The 18,857-nt window shown below is 71.2% G+C and carries 21 protein-coding genes; 11 read left to right on the top strand and 10 right to left on the bottom strand.

The genetic code is table 11. The annotated features are described in order from the left end of the window. Positions 1–59 precede the first annotated feature (59 nt). Together glpK and ASG04_RS11950 are read right to left on the bottom strand one after the other, a co-directional pair. Positions 60–1,571, bottom strand: a complete 1,512-nt coding sequence (gene glpK, locus ASG04_RS11955; protein ID WP_056124551.1) for a glycerol kinase GlpK — start codon at positions 1,569–1,571, stop codon at positions 60–62. Between the two features lie 71 nt (positions 1,572–1,642). After that, complete coding sequence (locus tag ASG04_RS11950; RefSeq protein ID WP_082518089.1) at positions 1,643–2,365, bottom strand: MIP/aquaporin family protein; 723 nt, start codon at positions 2,363–2,365, stop codon at positions 1,643–1,645. Between the two features lie 305 nt (positions 2,366–2,670). Between ASG04_RS11950 and dhaK the strand changes: the two genes are divergently transcribed. Genes dhaK through dhaM form a run of 3 tightly spaced genes read left to right on the top strand, consistent with a single transcriptional unit; the run spans position 2,671 to position 5,044 of the window. Further along, complete coding sequence (dhaK, locus tag ASG04_RS11945) at positions 2,671–3,672, top strand: dihydroxyacetone kinase subunit DhaK (protein ID WP_056124548.1); 1,002 nt, start codon at positions 2,671–2,673, stop codon at positions 3,670–3,672. A gap of 29 nt (positions 3,673–3,701) precedes the next feature. Next, complete coding sequence (dhaL, locus tag ASG04_RS11940) at positions 3,702–4,328, top strand: dihydroxyacetone kinase subunit DhaL (protein ID WP_056124545.1); 627 nt, start codon at positions 3,702–3,704, stop codon at positions 4,326–4,328. Then, positions 4,325–5,044, top strand: a complete 720-nt coding sequence (gene dhaM, locus ASG04_RS11935) for a dihydroxyacetone kinase phosphoryl donor subunit DhaM (RefSeq protein WP_056124543.1) — start codon at positions 4,325–4,327, stop codon at positions 5,042–5,044. The genes dhaL and dhaM overlap by 4 nt, the downstream gene beginning before the upstream one ends. 29 nt (positions 5,045–5,073) lie before the next feature. On the opposite strand, the gene ASG04_RS11930 is transcribed toward dhaM, so the two are convergent. Next, a complete protein-coding gene (locus ASG04_RS11930) occupies positions 5,074–5,634 on the bottom strand; it encodes a TetR/AcrR family transcriptional regulator C-terminal domain-containing protein (protein ID WP_056124539.1) in 561 nt (186 codons plus the stop codon). Positions 5,635–5,664: 30 nt separating this feature from the next. Here ASG04_RS11930 and ASG04_RS11925 point away from each other — a divergent pair, with 30 nt between their 5' ends. Beyond that, positions 5,665–6,909, top strand: coding sequence for a beta-ketoacyl-[acyl-carrier-protein] synthase family protein (locus ASG04_RS11925; RefSeq protein WP_200938496.1), 1,245 nt, complete (start codon positions 5,665–5,667; stop codon positions 6,907–6,909). Between the two features lie 14 nt (positions 6,910–6,923). Here the strand turns inward: ASG04_RS11925 and ASG04_RS11920 are convergent, their stop codons facing one another. Then, on the bottom strand, positions 6,924–7,757 hold the full coding sequence (locus ASG04_RS11920) for a helix-turn-helix domain-containing protein (RefSeq protein ID WP_056124535.1): 834 nt from the start codon (positions 7,755–7,757) through the stop codon (positions 6,924–6,926). 101 nt (positions 7,758–7,858) lie between these two features. Between ASG04_RS11920 and ASG04_RS11915 the strand changes: the two genes are divergently transcribed. Continuing rightward, positions 7,859–8,539, top strand: coding sequence for an SDR family NAD(P)-dependent oxidoreductase (locus tag ASG04_RS11915; RefSeq protein WP_056124533.1), 681 nt, complete (start codon positions 7,859–7,861; stop codon positions 8,537–8,539). Between the two features lie 101 nt (positions 8,540–8,640). Here ASG04_RS11915 and ASG04_RS11910 read toward each other — a convergent pair whose 3' ends face one another. After that, the gene (locus ASG04_RS11910) at positions 8,641–9,249 is read right to left on the bottom strand and encodes a copper resistance protein CopC (protein ID WP_056124530.1); all 609 of its coding nucleotides are present in this window, start codon (positions 9,247–9,249) and stop codon (positions 8,641–8,643) included. Positions 9,250–9,317: 68 nt separating this feature from the next. On the opposite strand from ASG04_RS11910, the gene ASG04_RS11905 reads away from it, so the two are divergent. Both ASG04_RS11905 and ASG04_RS11900 read left to right on the top strand, forming a co-directional pair. Next, the gene (locus ASG04_RS11905) at positions 9,318–10,364 is read left to right on the top strand and encodes an alcohol dehydrogenase catalytic domain-containing protein (RefSeq protein ID WP_056124527.1); all 1,047 of its coding nucleotides are present in this window, start codon (positions 9,318–9,320) and stop codon (positions 10,362–10,364) included. Beyond that, positions 10,361–11,218 (top strand): pentapeptide repeat-containing protein, encoded by an 858-nt coding sequence (locus ASG04_RS11900; protein WP_056124524.1) that lies wholly within the window; start codon positions 10,361–10,363, stop codon positions 11,216–11,218. The genes ASG04_RS11905 and ASG04_RS11900 overlap by 4 nt, the downstream gene beginning before the upstream one ends. 7 nt (positions 11,219–11,225) lie before the next feature. Here the strand turns inward: ASG04_RS11900 and ASG04_RS11895 are convergent, their stop codons facing one another. Beyond that, positions 11,226–11,447 (bottom strand): hypothetical protein, encoded by a 222-nt coding sequence (locus ASG04_RS11895; RefSeq protein WP_056124521.1) that lies wholly within the window; start codon positions 11,445–11,447, stop codon positions 11,226–11,228. Positions 11,448–11,677: 230 nt separating this feature from the next. Further along, entirely contained in the window at positions 11,678–11,830 is a 153-nt protein-coding gene (locus tag ASG04_RS17470) for a hypothetical protein (RefSeq protein WP_156463648.1), read from the bottom strand. Here ASG04_RS17470 and ASG04_RS11885 point away from each other — a divergent pair. Further along, positions 11,829–12,863, top strand: a complete 1,035-nt coding sequence (locus ASG04_RS11885) for a shikimate dehydrogenase (RefSeq protein WP_082518087.1) — start codon at positions 11,829–11,831, stop codon at positions 12,861–12,863. The two genes, ASG04_RS17470 and ASG04_RS11885, sit on opposite strands and share 2 nt — an antisense overlap. A gap of 52 nt (positions 12,864–12,915) precedes the next feature. Here ASG04_RS11885 and ASG04_RS11880 read toward each other — a convergent pair whose 3' ends face one another. Further along, positions 12,916–15,282, bottom strand: coding sequence for an excinuclease ABC subunit UvrA (locus tag ASG04_RS11880; protein WP_056124513.1), 2,367 nt, complete (start codon positions 15,280–15,282; stop codon positions 12,916–12,918). Positions 15,283–15,360: 78 nt separating this feature from the next. Here ASG04_RS11880 and ASG04_RS11875 point away from each other — a divergent pair, with 78 nt between their 5' ends. Then, on the top strand, positions 15,361–15,753 hold the full coding sequence (locus ASG04_RS11875; RefSeq protein WP_056124510.1) for a VOC family protein: 393 nt from the start codon (positions 15,361–15,363) through the stop codon (positions 15,751–15,753). Here ASG04_RS11875 and ASG04_RS11870 read toward each other — a convergent pair. Together ASG04_RS11870 and ASG04_RS11865 are read right to left on the bottom strand one after the other, a co-directional pair. After that, entirely contained in the window at positions 15,737–16,195 is a 459-nt protein-coding gene (locus ASG04_RS11870; RefSeq protein WP_056124507.1) for an NUDIX hydrolase, read from the bottom strand. The genes ASG04_RS11875 and ASG04_RS11870 overlap by 17 nt on opposite strands. A 22-nt stretch (positions 16,196–16,217) precedes the next feature. After that, the gene (locus ASG04_RS11865; RefSeq protein WP_056124504.1) at positions 16,218–16,982 is read right to left on the bottom strand and encodes an SDR family oxidoreductase; all 765 of its coding nucleotides are present in this window, start codon (positions 16,980–16,982) and stop codon (positions 16,218–16,220) included. A gap of 174 nt (positions 16,983–17,156) precedes the next feature. Between ASG04_RS11865 and ASG04_RS17620 the strand changes: the two genes are divergently transcribed. Together ASG04_RS17620 and ASG04_RS11855 are read left to right on the top strand one after the other, a co-directional pair. Further along, positions 17,157–17,630 (top strand): NfeD family protein, encoded by a 474-nt coding sequence (locus tag ASG04_RS17620; RefSeq protein WP_056124501.1) that lies wholly within the window; start codon positions 17,157–17,159, stop codon positions 17,628–17,630. Continuing rightward, positions 17,627–18,778 carry an SPFH domain-containing protein gene (locus tag ASG04_RS11855; RefSeq protein ID WP_056124497.1) on the top strand — a complete coding sequence of 384 codons (1,152 nt, stop codon included), beginning with the start codon at positions 17,627–17,629 and terminating at the stop codon, positions 18,776–18,778. The genes ASG04_RS17620 and ASG04_RS11855 overlap by 4 nt, the downstream gene beginning before the upstream one ends. Positions 18,779–18,857: the final 79 nt, after the last annotated feature.

Here is an 18,857-nt window from a genome sequence, read left to right as displayed (position 1 = left end):
GGTGCCGGTCCCAGGGACCGGCACCGGGCCTCCAGGCCGTACGGTGCGTCAGCAGACGACTACTGGACGTCCTCGTCGACCCAGTCGAAGGTCTTCGTGACGGCCTTCTTCCAGAGGCGCAGCGTGCGCTCGCGCTCGGTGGCGTCGAGCTGCGGCTCCCAGCGACGGTCCTCCTGCCAGTTGGCACGGAGCTCGTCGAGGTTCGCCCAGAAGCCCACGGCCAGGCCGGCGGCGTAGGCGGCACCGAGCGCCGTGGTCTCGGCGACGACGGGCCGCACGACCGGGACGTTCAGCATGTCCGCCTGGAACTGCATGAGCTCGTTGTTGGCGGTCATGCCGCCGTCGACCTTGAGCTCGGTGAGGTCCACGCCGGAGTCGGCGTTCACGGCGTCGAGCACCTCGCGGGTCTGCAGGGCGGTTGCCTCGAGCGCTGCACGGGCGATGTGTCCCTTGTTGACGTACCGCGTGAGGCCGACCAGGGCACCGCGGGCGTCCGGACGCCAGTAGGGCGCGAAGAGCCCGGAGAACGCGGGGACGAAGTACACGCCGCCGTTGTCCTCGACGGTCTTGGCCAGAGCCTCGACCTCGGGTGCGCTCTGGATGATGCCGAGGTTGTCACGCAGCCACTGGATCAGGGACCCGGTCACGGCGATGGAGCCCTCGAGCGCGTAGTGCGTCTCCTGATCACCCAACTTGTAGCCGACGGTCGTCAGCAGCCCGTTCTCGGAGCGGACGATGTCCGTGCCCGTGTTGAAGATCAGGAAGTTGCCGGTGCCGTAGGTGTTCTTCGACTCGCCCTTGTCGAACGCGGCCTGGCCGAAGGTGGCAGCCTGCTGGTCGCCGAGGATGCCCGCGATGGGGACCTCGCGCAGCAGGTTCGAGGACTCGACGTGGCCGTACACCTCGGACGAGCTGACGATCTCCGGCAGCATCGCCTTCGGGACGCCGAAGTCGGCGAGGATGTCGTCGCGCCACTGCAGCGTCTCGAGGTCCATGAACAGGGTGCGCGACGCGTTGGTGACGTCGGTCTTGTGCACGCCGCCGTCGGTCCCACCGGTCAGGTTCCAGAGGACCCAGGTGTCGGTGGTGCCGAACAGCAGGTCGCCGGCCTCGGCCTTCTCGCGGGCACCCTCGACGTTCTCGAGGATCCACATGATCTTGGTGCCGGCGAAGTACGTCGCCAGCGGCAGGCCGACGATGGCCTTGTAGCGGTCGGTGTCACCGTCGGCGAGCTTGTCGACGATCGACTGCGTGCGGGTGTCCTGCCAGACGATCGCGTTGTAGACCGGCTTGCCGGTGTTCTTGTCCCACACGACCGCGGTCTCGCGCTGGTTCGTGATGCCGACCGCCGCGACGTCGTGGCGGGTGATGTCGGCGCGGGACAGTGCCTGGCCGATGACCTCACGGGTGTTGTCCCAGATCTCGCTCGGGTCGTGCTCGACCCATCCCGCGCGCGGGAAGATCTGCTCGTGTTCCTTCTGTCCGACGGAGATGATCGAACCGGAGTGGTCGAAGACGATGGCACGGGTGCTGGTCGTGCCCTGGTCGATGGCGACGATGTAGTCGGCCATGGGTGCTCCTTGCGGGTGTGTGGTGCCGGCCGGATCCGACGATGGACCCGGCCGACGTGGACGGGTGTGGGTCAGGCGAGGGGGAGGAGCGCGTACGACAGGCCGGCGGCGATCGCACCACCGACGAGCGGGCCGACGACCGGGACCCAGGCGTAGGACCAGTCGCTCGAGCCCTTGCCCTTGATCGGCAGGAAGGCGTGGGCGATGCGCGGGCCGAGGTCACGGGCCGGGTTGATCGCGTAGCCGGTCGGGCCACCGAGGGAGACACCGATCGCGATCACGAGGAAGGCGACGGGGACGGCCCCGAGTTCGGACGGGGTCTTGCCGTTCGTGAAGGCGATGACCGTGAACACGAGGACGAACGTGCCGACGATCTCGGTCACGAGGTTCCAGCCGTAGGACCGGATGGCCGGACCGGTCGAGAAGACGCCGAGCTTGGCCGCCGGGTCGGGCTCCTCGTCGAAGTGCTGCTTGTAGGCGAGCCAGACGATCACGGCGCCGATCACGGCACCGATCATCTGGGCGAGCCAGAAGAGGAGCATCGCGCCCACGGTGATGTTGCCGAGGATGGCCTGCGCCAGGCTGACCGCGGGGTTGAGCTGCCCGCCGGACTTGTACGACACGGTGACGCCGGTGAAGACCGCGAAGCCCCAACCGATCGTGACCATGAGGAAGCCTGCGCCGAAGCCCTTGGACTTCTTGAGCGAGACGGCGGCGACCACACCCCCACCCAGGATGATGAGCATCGCGGTGCCGACGAGCTCGGACAGGAACTTGACGCCGATGTCGTCCATCGGTGACCTCCAGTGCTGTGAGAGGGGGTCCGGGCTGCTCCGGCACTCCCCGTCGAGTGATTGGGGCGAGCATACTGCTGGGTTTTCGCTGAGGGCGATGGACACGTGAGCGATCTGCGGCAAAGTGCACGAACGTGCAGAGGGGGTGTGCGCATGCCCACCCGGGAGCCGGTTCTCGCCCGGACCGCACTGCACGAACGTGCATGTCGCGCGAACGCCCGCCCGTTGTAGATTGGCGGCACTCCGGACGACGTCGGCGGTGTGCTGACCTGGTCCGCGTGTGGAGACCCCGTGGAGGCCAGCTCATGAAGAAGCTCATCAACGACCCGCAGGACGTCGTCATCGAGACCGTGCGCGGGTTCGCCGCGGCGCATGCCGGTCACGTCGTCCTGGTCGAGGACCCGATCCACCTGCGACGGACCGATGCCCCGGTCGCGGGCAAGGTCGGCCTGGTCAGCGGTGGCGGCAGCGGGCACGAGCCCCTGCACGCCGGCTTCGTCGGGTTCGGCATGCTCGACGCCGCCGTACCCGGTCCGGTGTTCACGAGCCCGACGCCGGACCCGATCGTCGCCGCCACCAAGGCCGTCGACGGCGGCGCCGGGGTGCTCCACATCGTCAAGAACTACACCGGCGACGTCCTGAACTTCGAGACCGCCGCTGAACTCGCCGGGATGGACGACATCCGGGTCGAGACCGTCGTGGTCGACGACGACGTCGCCGTGCAGGACTCGCTCTACACGGCCGGCCGCCGCGGTGTCGCCGGCACGGTCGTCGTCGAGAAGTGCGCCGGAGCGGCCGCCGAGCGCGGGGACGACCTCGACGCCGTCGCCGCCGTCGCCCGCCACGTCAACGACGTCACCCGCTCGATGGGCCTGGCGATCGCGCCCGGGACGGTCCCGCACGCGGGCGTGCCGTCGTTCACCCTGGGCGACGACGAGGCGGAGCTCGGCATCGGCATCCACGGCGAACCGGGGCGCGAACGCATCGCGATCGCCCCGGTCGACCAGCTCGTCGACCGTGTGCTCGAACCGGTGCTGACCGACCTGGCGCCACCGACGGGGTCGCGGCTGCTGCTGTTCGTCAACGGCATGGGCGGGACCCCGCTGTCCGAGCTGTACATCGTCTACCGGCGCGCCGCCGAGGTGCTGGCGGACCGGGGCTTCGAGGTCGCGCGTAGCTTGGTGGGCGACCACGTCACGTCCCTCGAGATGCAGGGGTTCTCGATCACCGTCACGGTGCTCGACGACGACCTGACCACGCTCTGGGACGCTCCGGTCGAGACCCCCGCGCTGCGCTGGGGCCGCTGAGACCGACACATCGCTCGAAGGGAAACGAATTGGCGCTCGACACCGCATGGGCCATCGACTGGGTGCGCCGCACCGCCGCGACGATCGACGAACACCGGGCTGAGCTCGTCACGCTCGACCGTGAGATCGGCGACGGGGACCACGGCGAGAACCTCGACCGTGGCTTCCGCGCCGTGCTCGAGGCCGTCGACGCCGGCTCGTTCGACACGCCGGGTGCGGTCTTCAAGACCGTCGCCACGAAGCTCATCTCCACGGTCGGCGGCGCGGCCGGACCATTGTTCGGCACCGCGTACCTGAAGGCGGCACAGGCCGCTGGCGACGCGACCGAACTCGACGCCGACACGCTGGTCGCCGTGCTCACCGCGGCGCGCGACGGCGTGGTCTCGCGCGGCAAGGCCGCCGTCGGCGACAAGACGATGATCGACGCGTGGACGCCGGCCGTCGACGCCGCGGCGACGGCTGCCGGCGCCGGCGAGTCGCCCGAGCGGGTGCTCGAGGCCGCGGCCGACGCCGCCGTCACCGGCGCCGAATCGACCGAACCACTCGTGGCGCACAAGGGCCGGGCGAGCTACCTGGGGGAGCGCGCCGTCGGGCACCGCGACCCGGGCGCGCAGTCGACCGCGTACATCCTCCGCGCCGCCGTGGACGCGGCGTGACCGTCGGCATCCTGGTCGTCTCGCACAGCGCGGCGATCGCCACGGGGACCGTCGAGCTGGCTCGTCAGATGGCCGCGGACGTCCCCCTCGTGGCCGCCGGCGGCACGGACGACGGCGGGATCGGGACCTCGTTCGAGGCGATCACCGCGGGGCTCGAGGAACTCGCGGGCGCCGATGCGATCGTCGTCCTGTGCGACCTCGGTTCGGCGTACCTGACGACGGACACGGCGCTCGACTTCCTCGACGACGACCTCCGCGCGCGTGTCCACGTGTCGGACGCGCCGGTCGTCGAGGGTGCGGTCGCCGCTGCGGTCGCAGCGCAGACGGGTGGCGACGCCACCGCGGTGCTCGCAGCCGCCGCATCGGCCGCAGCCAGCGAGGCGGACGCGGGTGGGGCCTCCAGCCCGGACCTGCCTGGAGGACCCGCAGCGGCCGACGGGACCGGAGCGGCAGCCGACGTGGCTGCGTCCACCAGCGTCGAGCTGGTCAACGAGACCGGCCTGCACGCCCGTCCCGCGGCCGAGTTCGTGAAGACCGCCGCGCGGTACGACGCCGCGGTCCACGTCAACGGCGTCGACGCGAAGAGCCTGCTCGGCATCATGGCGCTCGCCCTGCCGAAGGGCGCGACGCTGACGATCGAGGCGACCGGCGACGACGCCCAGGACGCCGTCGACGCGCTGGACGCACTCGTCCGGTCCGGGTTCGGCGAGCACTAGGGCAGCCGGGCACCCCGGGGTGTCGCCCGTCAGTGGATGCTGATCGTCGCTGCGACGTCCAGGTCGGACGGTCCACCCGCCGCCCCCGCGGTGGCGAAGAGGACGGCGCCGAACACGGCGCTCCAGAACGTCCGGGCGTCGCGGGGGACGCCGTGCTCGCTCGTCCACCCGTGCTCGACGAGCATCCGGTCGAGGTAGCGCTCCGACTGCCGGAACAGCACCGCGAGCAGCGTGGCGGTCCGTTCCCGCAGGGCGTCGTCGTCCTGTGCGAGTCCGAGTGCCGTCACGAGCAGCGCGGTCGACGGCATCGCAAGGGCGGTCCGCGCGAGGGCCTGGCGGAAGGCCTCGGGCGACGACGTCCGACGCCCGGCCGCCTGCAGCCGTGTCGTGTCGCGGAGGAACCGGACGAAGGCCGCGTCGACGACCAGACGGTCCTTCGAGCCGAAGTGGTGCGTGATCTGGTTCGGGTACACCTCGGCCGCCCGGGCGACGTCGCTCACGGTGAGCGCGCGGGGCCCTCGGTCAGCGAGCAGGCCCGCGGCCGCTGCCAGGATGCGTGCCCTGGTCGCCTGCCCCCGAGTGGTTGCCATGTCCCGATTGTACGTGGTACAACTCAACTTGTGCAGCATACAACTCAGAACGACGACGACATCGTCATCACCGGCCTCGGCGCGGTGTCTCCGTTCGGCCACGGCGTCGACCCGCTGTGGACGGCCCTGGTCGACGGACGGTCCGGCGTGCACGAGCTCGACCGCGCCGGCATGCTCTGGGACCGGGTCCCGATCCGTGTGGGGGCCGACGCGGCCCTCGACGCCGACGCCGCCCTCGGTCGCGTCCGGGCACAGCGACTCGACCGCAGCCAGCAGCTCGCACTCGTCGCCTCGGGGGAGGCCTGGGCCGACGCCGGTCGACCCGGCGTCGATCCGGAGCGGCTCGCGGTCGTGCTCGGGACCGGGATCGGCGGGATCGAGACGCTGCTGGACGCGCACGACGAGCTCGGGCGGAACGGTGCGCGCCGGGTCTCGCCGCGAACCGTGCCGATGCTCATGGCCAACGGTGCGGCGGCGCAGGTCAGCATCGAGCTCGACGCCCGGGCCGGTGCGTACACGACGGTGTCGGCATGCGCTTCCGGTGCTGAGGCGATCGCCATGGCGGCGCGGCTCCTCCGCACCGGCGAGGCCGACGTCGTGGTCGCGGGCGGGACCGAGGCCGCGGTGACCCCCGTGACGATGGCGTCCTTCGCCCAGTCGCAGGCCCTCGCCAAGCCCGACGGTGACGACCCGACCACGCTGTCCCGCCCGTTCGACCGCGGCCGGCGCGGGTTCGTGCTGGGAGAGGGCGCCGGCATCGTGGTGGTCGAGCGCGCCGCACATGCCCGGGCCCGTGGTGCCCGGGTGCACGCGGTCCTGGCCGGGTGGGGGATCACCGCGGACGCGTTCCACATCACGGCACCACGCGGGGACGGCTCGGGTCAGGAGCGGGCCATGACCCAGGCGCTGCGCATGGGCGGGTTGCGCGGGGGAGACGTCGACCACGTGAACGCCCACGCGACGGGTACCCCGGTCGGCGACGCGAGCGAGGCGGCTGCGATCGCGCGGGTGGTGGGGCGCGGTGCGGTCGTCACCGCACCGAAGAGCGCGGTCGGGCACCTGTTCGGCGCGGCCGGCGCGGTCGAGACGATCCTGACGGTCCGGTCACTCGAGACCGGGGTCGTGCCGCCGACGCTCAACCTGGAGCACCAGGACCCCGCGATCGACCTCGACGTGGTGTCCGGTACCGCTCGGACCGTCCTGCTCCGTGCGGCGCTCACCAACTCGTTCGGCTTCGGCGGACAGAACGCCTCGCTCCTGCTGACCCGGGGCTGAGCTCTCCGGCCCGGTCAGCGGGGCACGAGCTGCTGCAGCCCCGTGACGCGGAGCAGGTCGAGCTTCTCCGCGTCGGCCGAACCGGGCACCACGGTGTAGACGACGATCCGCAGGTCACCACCGGGCACACTGAGCGTGTCGCAGTCGACCTCGATCCCGCCCACCGGCGTCCGCAGGGTCTTGCGACTCGCCCGGTGCTCAGCGACTCGCGCCACCGCCCAGCGGCGCTCGAACTCCGAGGACTCGCGTCGCAGCCGCGCGACGAGGTCGGCCAGGGCGCGGTCGCCCGGGTACCGGCCGACTGCCGAACGCAGGTCGGCGACGAGGTCGCTGGAGAACTCCTCCTGGTGGTCGTCGTCGTACTCCACGCCCTCGTGGCCGACCATGAAGTGCCGCCACACCAGGTTGCGCTCGATGCCGACCAGCCGCGCCGGGTCACCGGTCAGGGCGGCCCAGAGGTCGTTCCAGAGCAGGATGTCGTGCGTCGCGGTGAACACGGCCAGCGGGACGTCCCCGAGCCGGTCGATCAAGCGCTGTACGCCGGGCGTGACGTGCCGCGGGACGACACCGCGTGACGGCGGTGCGGCACCCGCGACCCGGAACAGGTGGTCGCGTTCCTCGGTCGTCAGCCGGAGCGCGGTGGCCAGGGACCCGAGCAGCTGCGGCGACGGGTTGACCGAGCGGCCCTGCTCGAGACGCACCACGTAGTCCACGCTCACCCCGGCGAGCGCGGCGAGCTCCTCGCGCCGCAGTCCGGGCGTGCGGCGACCGGCTCCGGCGGGCAGCCCCACGGCCTCGGGCGTCACGCGGTCGCGCCAGGCGCGCAGCACGGTCGCGAACTCGTTCATGTGCCCATCCTGCCCCGGACGCCGACCTCCGGGGTGGTACTCGCGGTCCCACCGTCGACGGGCACCTGGGACGCCCGTCGACGGTGGCGCATGGTGGGGACATGACCACGACACTCATCACCGGAGCCAACCGCAGCCTGGGGCTCGAGACCACCCGCCGCCTGATCGAGGCCGGCCACACCGTGTACGCCGGCATGCGCGACCCCGCCGCCGGCGACGAAGCCCGTGCACTCGGGGCCCACGTCGTCCGGATCGACGTGACCGACCAGGACAGCATCGACGCCGCTGTCGCGTCGCTGCCGTCGCTCGACGTGCTCGTGAACAACGCCGGCGTGCTCGGCACCTCGTTCGGCGTCGACGACCTCGATGCCGCCGCGATGGCGTCGGTCCTCGACACGAACGTGACCGGGATCGTCCGGGTCACCCAGGCAGCACTCCCGATGCTGCGCGCATCCGCGACTCCCGTGGTGGTGAACGTGGCGTCGGGCGTCGGCTTCGCCCGCTGGCTCACAACGCCCGGGCACGACGAGTTCCACGTGCCGTCGATCCCGTACGCGGCGTCGAAGGCCGCCGTGATCGCGCTGACGGTGCAGTACGCGAAGAACCTGCCGACGTTCCGCGTCAACGCGAGCGACCCCGGGTACACCGCCACCGAGTTCAACGGCTTCGGCGGCCACCAGACGGTGACGGAGGGCACGGACGCGACGGTCGCGCTCGCCACGGTCGGGACGGACGGTCCCACCGGCGAGTTCCACGACCGGACCGGTCGGATCGCATACTGACGACGTCCCGGCCAGGGCCCGGAGCGGACGGACAGGAGGCTCGGTGCGGGCCGGCACCGAGCCTCCTGTCCGGTCCGGGGGACCGCGGTCCGAGGACCGGCTCAGTCGTCCGTCGGGACGCGTCGGCGCCGCGACGCGGCGACCAGGATCGCCGCGATGAGCACGATGCCGACGCCACCGGCTACCAGGACGGGCCAGGTCGACGGCGTGTCGTCACCCGCCGTGGGTGCTGTCGCCTCGAGGGTGACGTCGATCTCGGTCGCGTCCGAACCGGGCTCGGTGGACGCGCTCGGCGACCCGGTCGGTGTGCTGGCCGGCAGGTCGACCGTGAAGGCGAGCTCGCCGGTGATCGGGTGCCCGTCGGGGGAGACGTACCGCCAGAGCATCGTGTACGACCCGTTCGTGGGCTCCACCGCCTTCGACATCGTCAGGCCGTCGACCGTGACGTCGCCCGTGGAGACGTCCTGGCCGGCGGCGTCGCGCACCTCGATGCGGAGGCCGGCGTCGAGCCCGGTCAGCGGTGCCTCGGAGAAGGTCAGGTCGACGCGGTCGAGCGGGTCGGTGAGCGTCTGCCCGTCGGACGGCGTGCTCGACACCAGGGACGAGTGCGCGTCGGCACGGTCGGCGTCGACGACGACGAGGCTGGTGAGTGCCACGACGATCGCCACGAGGGACATCCGGACGCTGCGGCGGACCGCGGTGGAGGACATGCAGGGATCCTACGGGGCACCGGCCCTGGTCGGCCCGACGTGCTCGCCATCGGTGGCAGGATGACCGGATGCGTGCCGTCAGCTACTCCGAGTTCGGTGCCGTCCCCCGGGTCGTCGAGCTCGACCGGCCCGACTGTCCGGTGGACGGCGTGGTCGTGCGTGTCGCAGCGACCGGTGTCTGCCGGAGCGACTGGCACGCGTGGCGTGGACACGACGACTCGGTCCACCTGCCGCACGTGCCAGGGCACGAGTTCGCCGGGACCGTGATCGCCGTCGGCGACGCCGTCCGCGCACACGCGGTGGGGGACCGGGTCACCGCGCCGTTCGTCTTCGCCTGCGGGGCGTGCGACGAGTGCCGGTCCGGTGCCACCCAGGTGTGCATCCGACAGCAGCAGCCGGGCTTCACGCTCCCGGGCTCGTTCGCCGAGGAGCTCGTCGTCCCGCACGCCGACGTCAACCTCGTCACGCTGCCCGACGCCGTGCCGTTCGTCGACGCGGCCGGGCTGGGCTGCCGCTTCGGCACGGCGTACCACGCGCTGCACGCCCGGGGTCGCGTCGCCGCGGGGGAGCACGTCGTCGTGGTCGGGTGCGGCGGAGTCGGGCTGTCGGCGATCATCGTCGCCGTCGCGGCCGGCGCACACGTGATCGCGGTCGACGTGTCGCCCGGGGCACTCGAGCGTGCCCGGACGCTGGGGGCGACGACGGTCGTGTCGGGGCCGGACGCCGTCGACGAGGTCCGGCGGCTGACCGGTGGCGGCGCCCACGTCTCCGTCGACGCCTTCGGCAGCCGTGCCACCTCGGTCACCGCCGTGGCCACGCTCCGCCCCCGAGGCCGGCACGTCCAGGTCGGACTGCTGCTCGACGACGAGGCCGTCCCGGCGATCCCGATGGGCCGCGTCATCGGCGAGGAGCTCGAGCTGCTCGGCAGCCACGGCATCTCGGTGGGGGAGTACGCCGCCATGCTCGACGACATCGTCGCCGGTCGGCTCCGGCTCGACGCAACGATCGGGCAGACGATCACCTTCGACGAGCTGCCCGCCGCGCTGCAGGCGATGGACCGACCTGCGACCGTTGCCGGCATGACCGTCGCCGTGCTGGACGTCGTGACGTCGTGACTCGGACCCGGGTCGAGCTCGGCCGACGTGAGGACCTCGGCGCGGACTGCGCCGACTGCTTCGGGCTGTGCTGCGTGGCGTTGGCGTTCGCGAAGTCGGCGGACTTCCCGTTCGACAAGGACGCGGGGGAGCCGTGCACGAACCTCGACGACCAGGACGGCTGCCGGATCCACCCGCATCTGCGCGACCGGGGCTTCGCCGGGTGCACCGTGTTCGACTGCTTCGGTGCGGGGCAGAAGGTGTCGCGGTCCACGTTCGCCGGACGCTCCTGGCGCGACGACCCGGGGACCCGTGCCGAGATGTTCGCGGTGTTCCCGGTCGTCCGACGGCTGCACGAACTGCTGTGGTACCTCGACGAGGCGATCGGTCTCGTGACGGGGTCGCGCGACCCGGCACCATGGACCGCGGCGTTCACCCGCGTCAAGGAGCTGAGCGACGCTGACCCGGCGACGGTGCTGGCGGTCGACGTCGACGCGGAGTACGACGCGTGTCGTGACCTACTGGTCAGCGCCAGCGAGATCGCCCGCGCGGAGGTCGGTCGCGTCACGCCGCTGGACTCGGGGCGCGGCGTCCGTGGGCCGGGGAGTGACCTGGCCGGCGCCGACCTGCGTGGTGTGGATCTGCGTGGGCAGACCCTGCGGGGGAGCGTGGCGCTGGGCGCTGACCTCCGAGACGCCGAACTGTCGCGCTGCGACCTGCTCGGCGTCGATCTGCGCGGTGCAGATCTGTCCGGAGCGGACCTGACCGACGCGGTCTACCTGACGCAGCCGCAGGTGAACAGCGCGCGCGGCGACGACCGGACGCGGCTGTCGGCCGGGTTCGCGCGCCCGTCGCACTGGTCACGCAGAACGTGAGGTATGGTCATTCTACGTTCGTGTCGTCACAGTTGCCGGCGGCCGTCGGGATTCCGGCACTGAACCAGACCGACTCATTGGTGATGGCGGGGGCACCGTCGGCGATCTGCACGCGAGCGGTGGGAACCAGGACCGGTTCGGGGGCGCCCGCCGTGTCGATCGCCGGGTCGGACAGACCCAGGGTCGCAACGGAGAGGGCCACGGGGATCAGGATGTTCGCGATGATCATGCTCTGACGGTAGGGAGCATCGCTGAGGCAATTCGGGGTGTGATGTCCACCGCTGGGCGGCTTCGGGGACCGTCGGACTCATTCGAGCTGACATAATAGGCATTATCGGCGCTCGCGCGTGTCTTCCGACGGCGCTGACACCAGGCGGCTCCGGAACTGCGAGACGGACACAGCACCGTGCGACTTCGCGGTGCTGTGTCCGTCTCGTGGTTCGGTGCGGAGCGAACCGCTCAGGCGTCGGAGGTCGGCACGTCGTCCGCGTCGATCTCCAGCGCCGCGTCCTCGCGGCCGTCTTCCTCCACCGCGTCAGTGTCGGTGTCCGGCTGCTCGGGAGCTGCGCTCTGCGTGGTTTCCTCGGCTGGGTCTGGCTGGCTGTAGCTCATGCGCCGGACGCTACGCGCGCCAGTCTGGGTGCGTCGCAGGTCTTCCGTGTGGCGCACCACGTGCCGTGGATGCCCCAACCACCGGTCTGGAGGCTCGACAGCCGACCGCCACCGAGCCTCCCGTCCGCCGCGGGCCGGGCCAAGGGGAACGGCGCTATCGTCGAGCACCGTGGAACGCGTGCTCGTTGGGTTGATCGGTTCGGGACTCAGCAGGTCGCTCACGCCGCTGATGCACGAGACGGAGGGCGCCCGCCTCGGCCTCGACTCGGAGTACCGGCTCCTCGACCTCGATGCGCTCGGGCGCCCGGCGACCGATCTGCCGGCTGTGCTCGACGAGGTGCAGGCGCAGGGCTTCGCCGCCGTCAATGTGACGCACCCTTGCAAACAGGCCGTGATGCCGCTGCTCGACGAGCTCGACCCGGACGCTGCGCGCATCGGCGCGGTGAACCTCGTCGTCTTCCGTGACGGCCGCCGGATCGGGCACAACACCGACTGGCTCGGCTTCCGGATCGCGATCGAGCGGGGTCCGGGCAGTGTCGCCGGTGCCGCCGTGGTGCAGTTCGGCGCGGGCGGAGCCGGCGCGGCGATCGCGTACGCGCTGGTGTCACTCGGCGTCGCGCGGTTGACGATCGTCGATGCAGACGCCGACCGGGCCGAAGGACTCCGGGTGTCGCTGGGATCGGACGTGGTCGACACCGTCGCCCTCGACGACGTGCCGTCGGTGCTTGCACAGGCGGACGGCGCCGTCAACGCCACTCCCCTCGGCATGAACGACGACGGACGCGCCGCGTTCGATCCGTCGGTGCTGCCTGCCCAGGCCTGGGTCGCGGACGCCGTCTACTTCCCGATCGACACGCCGTTGCTGCGCGCCGCCCGGGCCGCCGGCCGGAGGACCGTTGACGGCGGCTGGATGGCCGTCGGCCAGGCGGTGGCGAGCATCCGGGAGATCACCGGCCGCTCCCCCGACCTCGACCGGGTCCGCGTCGACTTCATCGGGTTCCTCCGCGACGGACGGATCGCTGGGTCGCGGTGACCTGGGTCGTGCTGACCTGGGCCGTCTTGACCGGATGTCGTCGTCGTCCGGCTCAGCCCCGGACGTAGTCGGCGAGGTGCTTCCCGGTCAGCGTCGTGCGGTCAGCGACGAGTTCGGCGGGCGTGCCCTCGAACACCACGCGACCGCCGTCGTGTCCGGCGCCCGGACCGAGGTCGATGACGTGGTCCGCGTGCGCCATCACGGCCTGGTGGTGCTCGATCACGACGACGCTCTTGCCCGAGTCGACGAGTCGGTCGAAGAGCCCGAGCAGCTGCGCGACGTCGGCGAGGTGCAGCCCCGTCGTCGGTTCGTCGAGGACGACGATGCCGCCCGGCTCGCCGAGGTGCGCCGCGAGCTTGAGCCGCTGCCGCTCGCCGCCGGACAGCGTCGTGAGCGGCTGGCCGATGGTCAGGTACCCCAGGCCGACGTCGACGAGTCGCTGCAGGACGGCGTGCGCGGCGGGGATCCGGGCGTCACCTGCGGCGAAGAACTGCTCCGCCTCGGCCACGGGCATCGCGAGCACCTCGCTGATGTCCTTCCCGCCGAGTCGGTACGCGAGCACGGACTGGTCGAACCGCTTGCCGTCGCACTCCGCGCACGTGGTGGAGACGCCGGCCATCATCCCGAGGTCGGTGTAGACCACGCCGGCCCCGTTGCACGCCGGACAGGCCCCCTCGGAGTTGGCGCTGAACAGGGCCGGCTTGACGCCGTTCGCCTTCGCGAAGGCCTTGCGGACGGGCTCGAGGAGCCCGGTGTACGTGGCCGGGTTGCTTCGACGTGAGCCCCTGATGGCGCTCTGGTCGATGGCCACGACGTCGTCGCGCGAGGCCAGCGAGCCGTGGATCAGCGTGCTCTTGCCGGACCCGGCGACCCCGGTGACGACGGTGAGCACCCCGAGTGGCACGTCGACGTCCACGTGCTGCAGGTTGTGCCGGTCCGCACCGCGGATCTCGATCGCGCCGGTGGGGTGTCGGAACGAGGACTTCACCGACACCCGGTCGTCGAGGTGCTTCCCGGTGACCGTCCCGCTCCCCCGCAGTCCGTCGATCGGCCCCTGGTAGCAGAGCGTTCCGCCATCGGTGCCTGCACCAGGGCCGAGGTCGACGACGTGGTCCGCGATGCGGATCACCTCGGGCTTGTGCTCGACCACCAGCACGGTGTTGCCCTTGTCGCGGAGGCGGAGCAGCAGCCCGTTCATCCGCTCGATGTCGTGCGGGTGGAGGCCGGTGCTCGGTTCGTCGAAGACGTACGTGACGTCGCTGAGGCTCGACCCGAGGTGCTTGACCATCTTCACGCGCTGCCCTTCCCCACCGGAGAGCGTGCCGGTGGGACGGTCGAGTGACAGGTACCCGAGCCCGATCTCCACGAAGGCGTCGACCGCGTCGCGGAGGCCGTCCAGCAGCGGACCGACCGAGGGTTCGTCGAGCCCGTGCAGCCAAGCGGCGAGGTCGGTGATCTGCATCGCACACACCTCGGCGATGTCCTTGCCGGCGACCTTCGACGACCGTGCGGTCTCGTTGAGGCGCGTCCCACCGCAGTCGGGGCACGTGGTGAACGCGACGGCTCGGTCGACGAACGCCCGGATGTGCGGCTGCATCGCTTCGCGGTCCTTCTGCAGGAACGACCGACGGACCCGGTGCACGAGCCCTTCGTACGTCATGTTGATGCCGGCGATCTTCTGCTTCGTCGGCTCGCGGTACAGGAAGTCCTGCCGTTCCTGCTCGGTGAAGTCCCGGATCGGCTTGTCCCCGTCGAAGTACCCGGACTCGGCGTACAGGCGGACGTTCCAGCCGTCGGTGCCGTAGCCGGGGATCGTGAGGGCACCGTTCCGCAGCGCGCGCGAGTCGTCGAACAGCTGCGTGAGGTCGATGTCGGTGACGCTCCCCCGCCCTTCGCACCGGGCGCACATGCCACCGAGGCGGTTGAAGGACACCTTCTGCGCCTTGGCGTCAGTGCCCTTCTGCACGGTGATGGCGCCGCCCGCCGACACCGTCGCAAGGTTGAACGAGAACGCGTTCGGCCCGCCGACGTGCGGCTGACCGAGCCGGCTGAACAGGATCCGGAGCATGGCGTTGGCGTCCGTCACCGTCCCCACCGTCGACCGCGGGTCTGCGCCGATCCGTTCCTGGTCGACCACGATCGCCGTGGTGAGGCCGTCCAGCACGTCGACGTCCGGACGGCCGAGCGACGGCATGAACCCCTGCACGAAGGCGCTGTAGGTCTCGTTGATCATCCGCTGCGACTCGGCGGCGACGGTGGCGAAGACGAGCGAGCTCTTGCCGGAGCCGGAAACCCCGGTGAAGACGGTCAGCCGTCGCTTGGGCAGGTCGACGTCCACGTCGCGGAGGTTGTTCTCGCGTGCCCCGCGCACACGGATGCGGTCGTGACGGTCGGCTGCCGGGACCTCGGGCTTCTCCATGCCGCTCAGGGTACCGACGAGTACCGACCCGGCAGAAGACCCGGACAGGACCCGTGGAGAACGGCCATACTGACCGGCATGGCACTCCGCTGGTACTCGATCGTCATCGACAGCCACGACCCGCGCGCACTGGCGCGGTGGTGGGCCGACACCCTGGCCTGGCCCGTGGTGTTCGAGGCCGACGACGAGGTCGTCATCGCTCCCCCGGGCTCCGAGGCGCTCGAGGGGACGGTCCCGCGCGAGCAGCTGCCCCAGGGGTGGGTGTTCGTCCCGGTGCCCGAGGCCAAGTCCGTGAAGAACCGCCTGCACATCGACCTCGCGCCGGCCCCCGACGACGACCACCAGGGACAGGTCGACGCACTCGTCGCCCGCGGCGCGACCCGGGTCGACGTGGGTCAGGCGGACGCACCGTGGGTGGTGCTCGCCGACCCCGAGGGCAACGAGTTCTGCGTCCTCACACCACGCGAGTGACCTGCCGCACCAGCGCAGGCAGCTCCGGCGGTTCGAACGGCTCGTCGGTGGCCTCGAGCTCATCGGCGCTCCACCACCGCGAGTCGAGGATGTCGACGCGCTCGTCGTCCGTCCACTCGGCGTCCGACAGCACGAACCCGTCGGTGCGGACCACGTAGAACTCGGAGTGGCCGCGGTCGTGGTCGGCCTGGTCCCAGCTGACGTCGAAGTCCCAGGACCAGACGGGCTCCCCCGGGTCGTCGATCACAATGCCCGTCTCCTCGCGGAGCTCGCGGACCGCTGCGTCCCGGTGGGACTCCCCCGGGTCCACGCCCCCGCCCGGCGTGAGCCAGCGGTGGAACCCGTCGCTCGACGGCGCGTTGGTGTCCATCAGGAACACCCGGCCCTCGGGGTCGAGCAGCAGGATGCGGGAGGTTCGGCGCAGGCCGGGCTGGGCGGTCACCGGGCTGACGCTACCGCGTCGCTCAGGACTGCGTGAAGCCCGAGACGTCGCCGACCAGGCGCGTGTGGTCGGACGGGACCGGCTCGACGGCGGCCAGGGCGATCTCGGCGGCGAACTCCGACACGCTGTAGAGCCTGCCGACCGCCCCGCGGCGCTCCTCGATCGCTCCGGGGTTGCTGCGGTTCAGCAGCGTCGCCGTGATCGTGCCCTCGATCATGTCGCCGGACACGACCACGAACTCGATGCCGGCGGCCTCGAGCTGCGGGACGAGCTCACGGAGGGCGGTCTCACCCGCGTGCTTGCTCTTCGCGACGGGCAGGTACTCGGGCAGGGTCTCGGCGGTCTCGACGAAGTGCGCCTGGTGGCTCGTGACGAACACCACGCGCGACCCGGCCGGCATGTGCGGCACGGCGGTCTGGAGCATGTCGACCTGGGCGTCGCGGTTCAGCCGGAGCGCGTAGTCGTCGCCCATGCCCGACTCCATGCCCCCGGACGCGTTGAGCACCAGCAGGTCGATGCCGCCCCACGCCGCGACGACGGCGTCGACCATCGCCTGGACGGAGTCGTGGTCGGTCAGGTCCGCGCCGACGGCCAGGGCGTCCCCGCCGGCGGCGACGATGCCCTCGGCGATCTGCTCAGCGCGGCGGGCCTTGTTGCGGTAGTTCACGACGACCTTCGCGCCGGCGTCGGCCAGGTACCCGACCGTGTCGGCTCCGATGCCGCGCGAGGACCCGGTGACGAGGGCGCGCTTGCCGGCGAGTGCTCCGGCGGCGAGGGGGTTGCTCACGGTGGTGTTCCTCCTGGTTCAGGGCCGCTCGTCGGGCCCGCTCGAGCCTACCAATCCCCCCGGAGACACCCGGACATCCAACCCTTGTCGGTGGTCATCAGATATGTTGAACGGACGTGGACCGGTCGTCGTGACGCAGCGGCACCGAACGCGTCCGAGGGAGGGAAGGACCGCGTGAACATCACCGAATGGGTCCAGGCACTGGTCTGGGTCGCCCTGGTCCTGGTGTTGGGGGTGGTCGAGGTCTTCACGCTCGACTTCATCTTCATCATGCTGGCCGCAGGGGCCGCCGGCGGGCTCATCGCCGCGGTGATCGGCGCTCCGTGGTGGCTGTCCGCCATCGTCGCCGCGGTCGTCGCTCTCGTGCTGCTCGCCCTCGTGCGTCCACGTGTGCTGCAGGCCCTCGGCCGCAACGCCGACCCGCACCGCACGGGTGTCGAGGGTCTGGTCGGCATGGCCGGCACCGTCGCCGTCGCCTTCACCCCGTCCCGACCCGGTCAGGTCCGCCTGGCCAACGGCGAGACGTGGAGCGCGCGGATCGACACCGCCGTCGCCGACCGCACCCCGCCGCTCGGCACCCTCGTCGTCGTCGAGTCCATCGAGGGCTCGACCGCAGTCGTCCGCATCGAACAGAAGGCAACTCCGTGACCCTCGAACCCGGCACGATCGTGCTCCTCGTCCTGATCGTCGTCATCGTCATCTTCGTGATCGTCGTGCTCGCCAAGGCGATCCGCATCGTCCCGCAGGCCACCGCGGGCGTGGTGGAGCGTCTCGGCAAGTACCACAAGACCCTCAACCCCGGGTTGAACCTCCTGGTCCCCTTCATCGACCGGCTCCGGCCGCTGCTCGACATGCGTGAACAGGTCGTGTCGTTCCCGCCACAGCCCGTGATCACCGAGGACAACCTGGTGGTCTCGATCGACACGGTCGTCTACTTCCAGGTGACCGACGCCCGCGCTGCGACCTACGAGATCGCGAACTACCTCGGGGCCGTCGAGCAGCTGACTACCACCACGCTCCGCAACGTCGTCGGTGGGCTCAACCTCGAAGAAGCGCTGACCAGCCGCGACAACATCAACGGCCAGCTCCGGGTCGTCCTCGACGAAGCCACCGGCAAGTGGGGCATCCGCGTGGGTCGCGTCGAGCTCAAGGCGATCGAGCCGCCCGTGTCGATCGTCGACGCCATGGAGCAGCAGCTCCGTGCCGAGCGGAACCGGCGTGCCGCCATCCTGCAGGCCGAGGGCACGAAGCAGTCGCAGATCCTCGAAGCCGAGGGGCAGCGACAGGCAGCGATCCTCCAGGCCGAGGGCGCTGCGAAGGCCCAGGTCCTCCGGGCCGAGGGTGAAGCGCAGGCCATCGCGACGGTCTTCGACGCCATCCACGTGGGCGACCCGGACGAGAAGCTCCTGTCGTACCAGTACCTGCAGATGCTCCCGAAGATCGCCGAGGGGACCGCGAACAAGGTCTGGATGATCCCCAGCGAGTTCACTGAGGCCCTGTCGGGCATCGCGAAGGGCTTCACGGCGACCCGCACCGGCGGAGCCCCCGCCGGCGCCGCCGCCGCCGGCAGTTCGGACTTCCTCGACAAGATCTCGAAGCTCGCGAACGAGAGCCTGGCGAACTCGTCCGCCGGCTCCACGACGGTCGCGGATGCGAACGCCCCCGCCTCGGACATCGTGCCCGACTCAGCACTCGACGAGCGCCTGGCGGAGTCGAACCGCAGCGTTGAGGAGAAGCTCGCCGCGGCGGCCGACGCCACCCGTCGGCAGCTCCGCGACGACCAGCAGAACGGCTGACCCCGAGACCGCGACGGCCAGCGCCGAGACGGCTCCGCACAGATGAAGGCCCGCTCCCCCGATGGGGAGCGGGCCTTCG

It is taken from the genome of Curtobacterium sp. Leaf183 (assembly GCF_001424385.1).
Lineage (GTDB): Bacteria > Actinomycetota > Actinomycetes > Actinomycetales > Microbacteriaceae > Curtobacterium.
Note: the sequence above shows the minus strand (reverse complement) of the source record. Positions and strands in the feature narration are given on the sequence as shown.

What these genes read in the sequence shown, in the direction of transcription:
- ASG04_RS11950 (WP_082518089.1), bottom strand. Translation starts at nt 2,365, where the DNA reads ATGGACGACATCGGCGTCAAGTTCCTGTCCGAGCTCGTCGGCACCGCG.
- ASG04_RS11930 (WP_056124539.1), bottom strand. Translation starts at nt 5,634, where the DNA reads ATGGCAACCACTCGGGGGCAGGCGACCAGGGCACGCATCCTGGCAGCG.
- ASG04_RS11895 (WP_056124521.1), bottom strand. Translation starts at nt 11,447, where the DNA reads ATGATCATCGCGAACATCCTGATCCCCGTGGCCCTCTCCGTTGCGACC.
- glpK (WP_056124551.1), bottom strand. Translation starts at nt 1,571, where the DNA reads ATGGCCGACTACATCGTCGCCATCGACCAGGGCACGACCAGCACCCGT.
- ASG04_RS11875 (WP_056124510.1), top strand. Translation starts at nt 15,361, where the DNA reads ATGGCACTCCGCTGGTACTCGATCGTCATCGACAGCCACGACCCGCGC.
- ASG04_RS17470 (WP_156463648.1), bottom strand. Translation starts at nt 11,830, where the DNA reads ATGAGCTACAGCCAGCCAGACCCAGCCGAGGAAACCACGCAGAGCGCA.
- ASG04_RS11920 (WP_056124535.1), bottom strand. Translation starts at nt 7,757, where the DNA reads ATGAACGAGTTCGCGACCGTGCTGCGCGCCTGGCGCGACCGCGTGACG.
- ASG04_RS11915 (WP_056124533.1), top strand. Translation starts at nt 7,859, where the DNA reads ATGACCACGACACTCATCACCGGAGCCAACCGCAGCCTGGGGCTCGAG.
- dhaK (WP_056124548.1), top strand. Translation starts at nt 2,671, where the DNA reads ATGAAGAAGCTCATCAACGACCCGCAGGACGTCGTCATCGAGACCGTG.
- ASG04_RS11885 (WP_082518087.1), top strand. Translation starts at nt 11,829, where the DNA reads ATGCGCCGGACGCTACGCGCGCCAGTCTGGGTGCGTCGCAGGTCTTCC.
- ASG04_RS11910 (WP_056124530.1), bottom strand. Translation starts at nt 9,249, where the DNA reads ATGTCCTCCACCGCGGTCCGCCGCAGCGTCCGGATGTCCCTCGTGGCG.
- ASG04_RS11880 (WP_056124513.1), bottom strand. Translation starts at nt 15,282, where the DNA reads ATGGAGAAGCCCGAGGTCCCGGCAGCCGACCGTCACGACCGCATCCGT.
- ASG04_RS11905 (WP_056124527.1), top strand. Translation starts at nt 9,318, where the DNA reads ATGCGTGCCGTCAGCTACTCCGAGTTCGGTGCCGTCCCCCGGGTCGTC.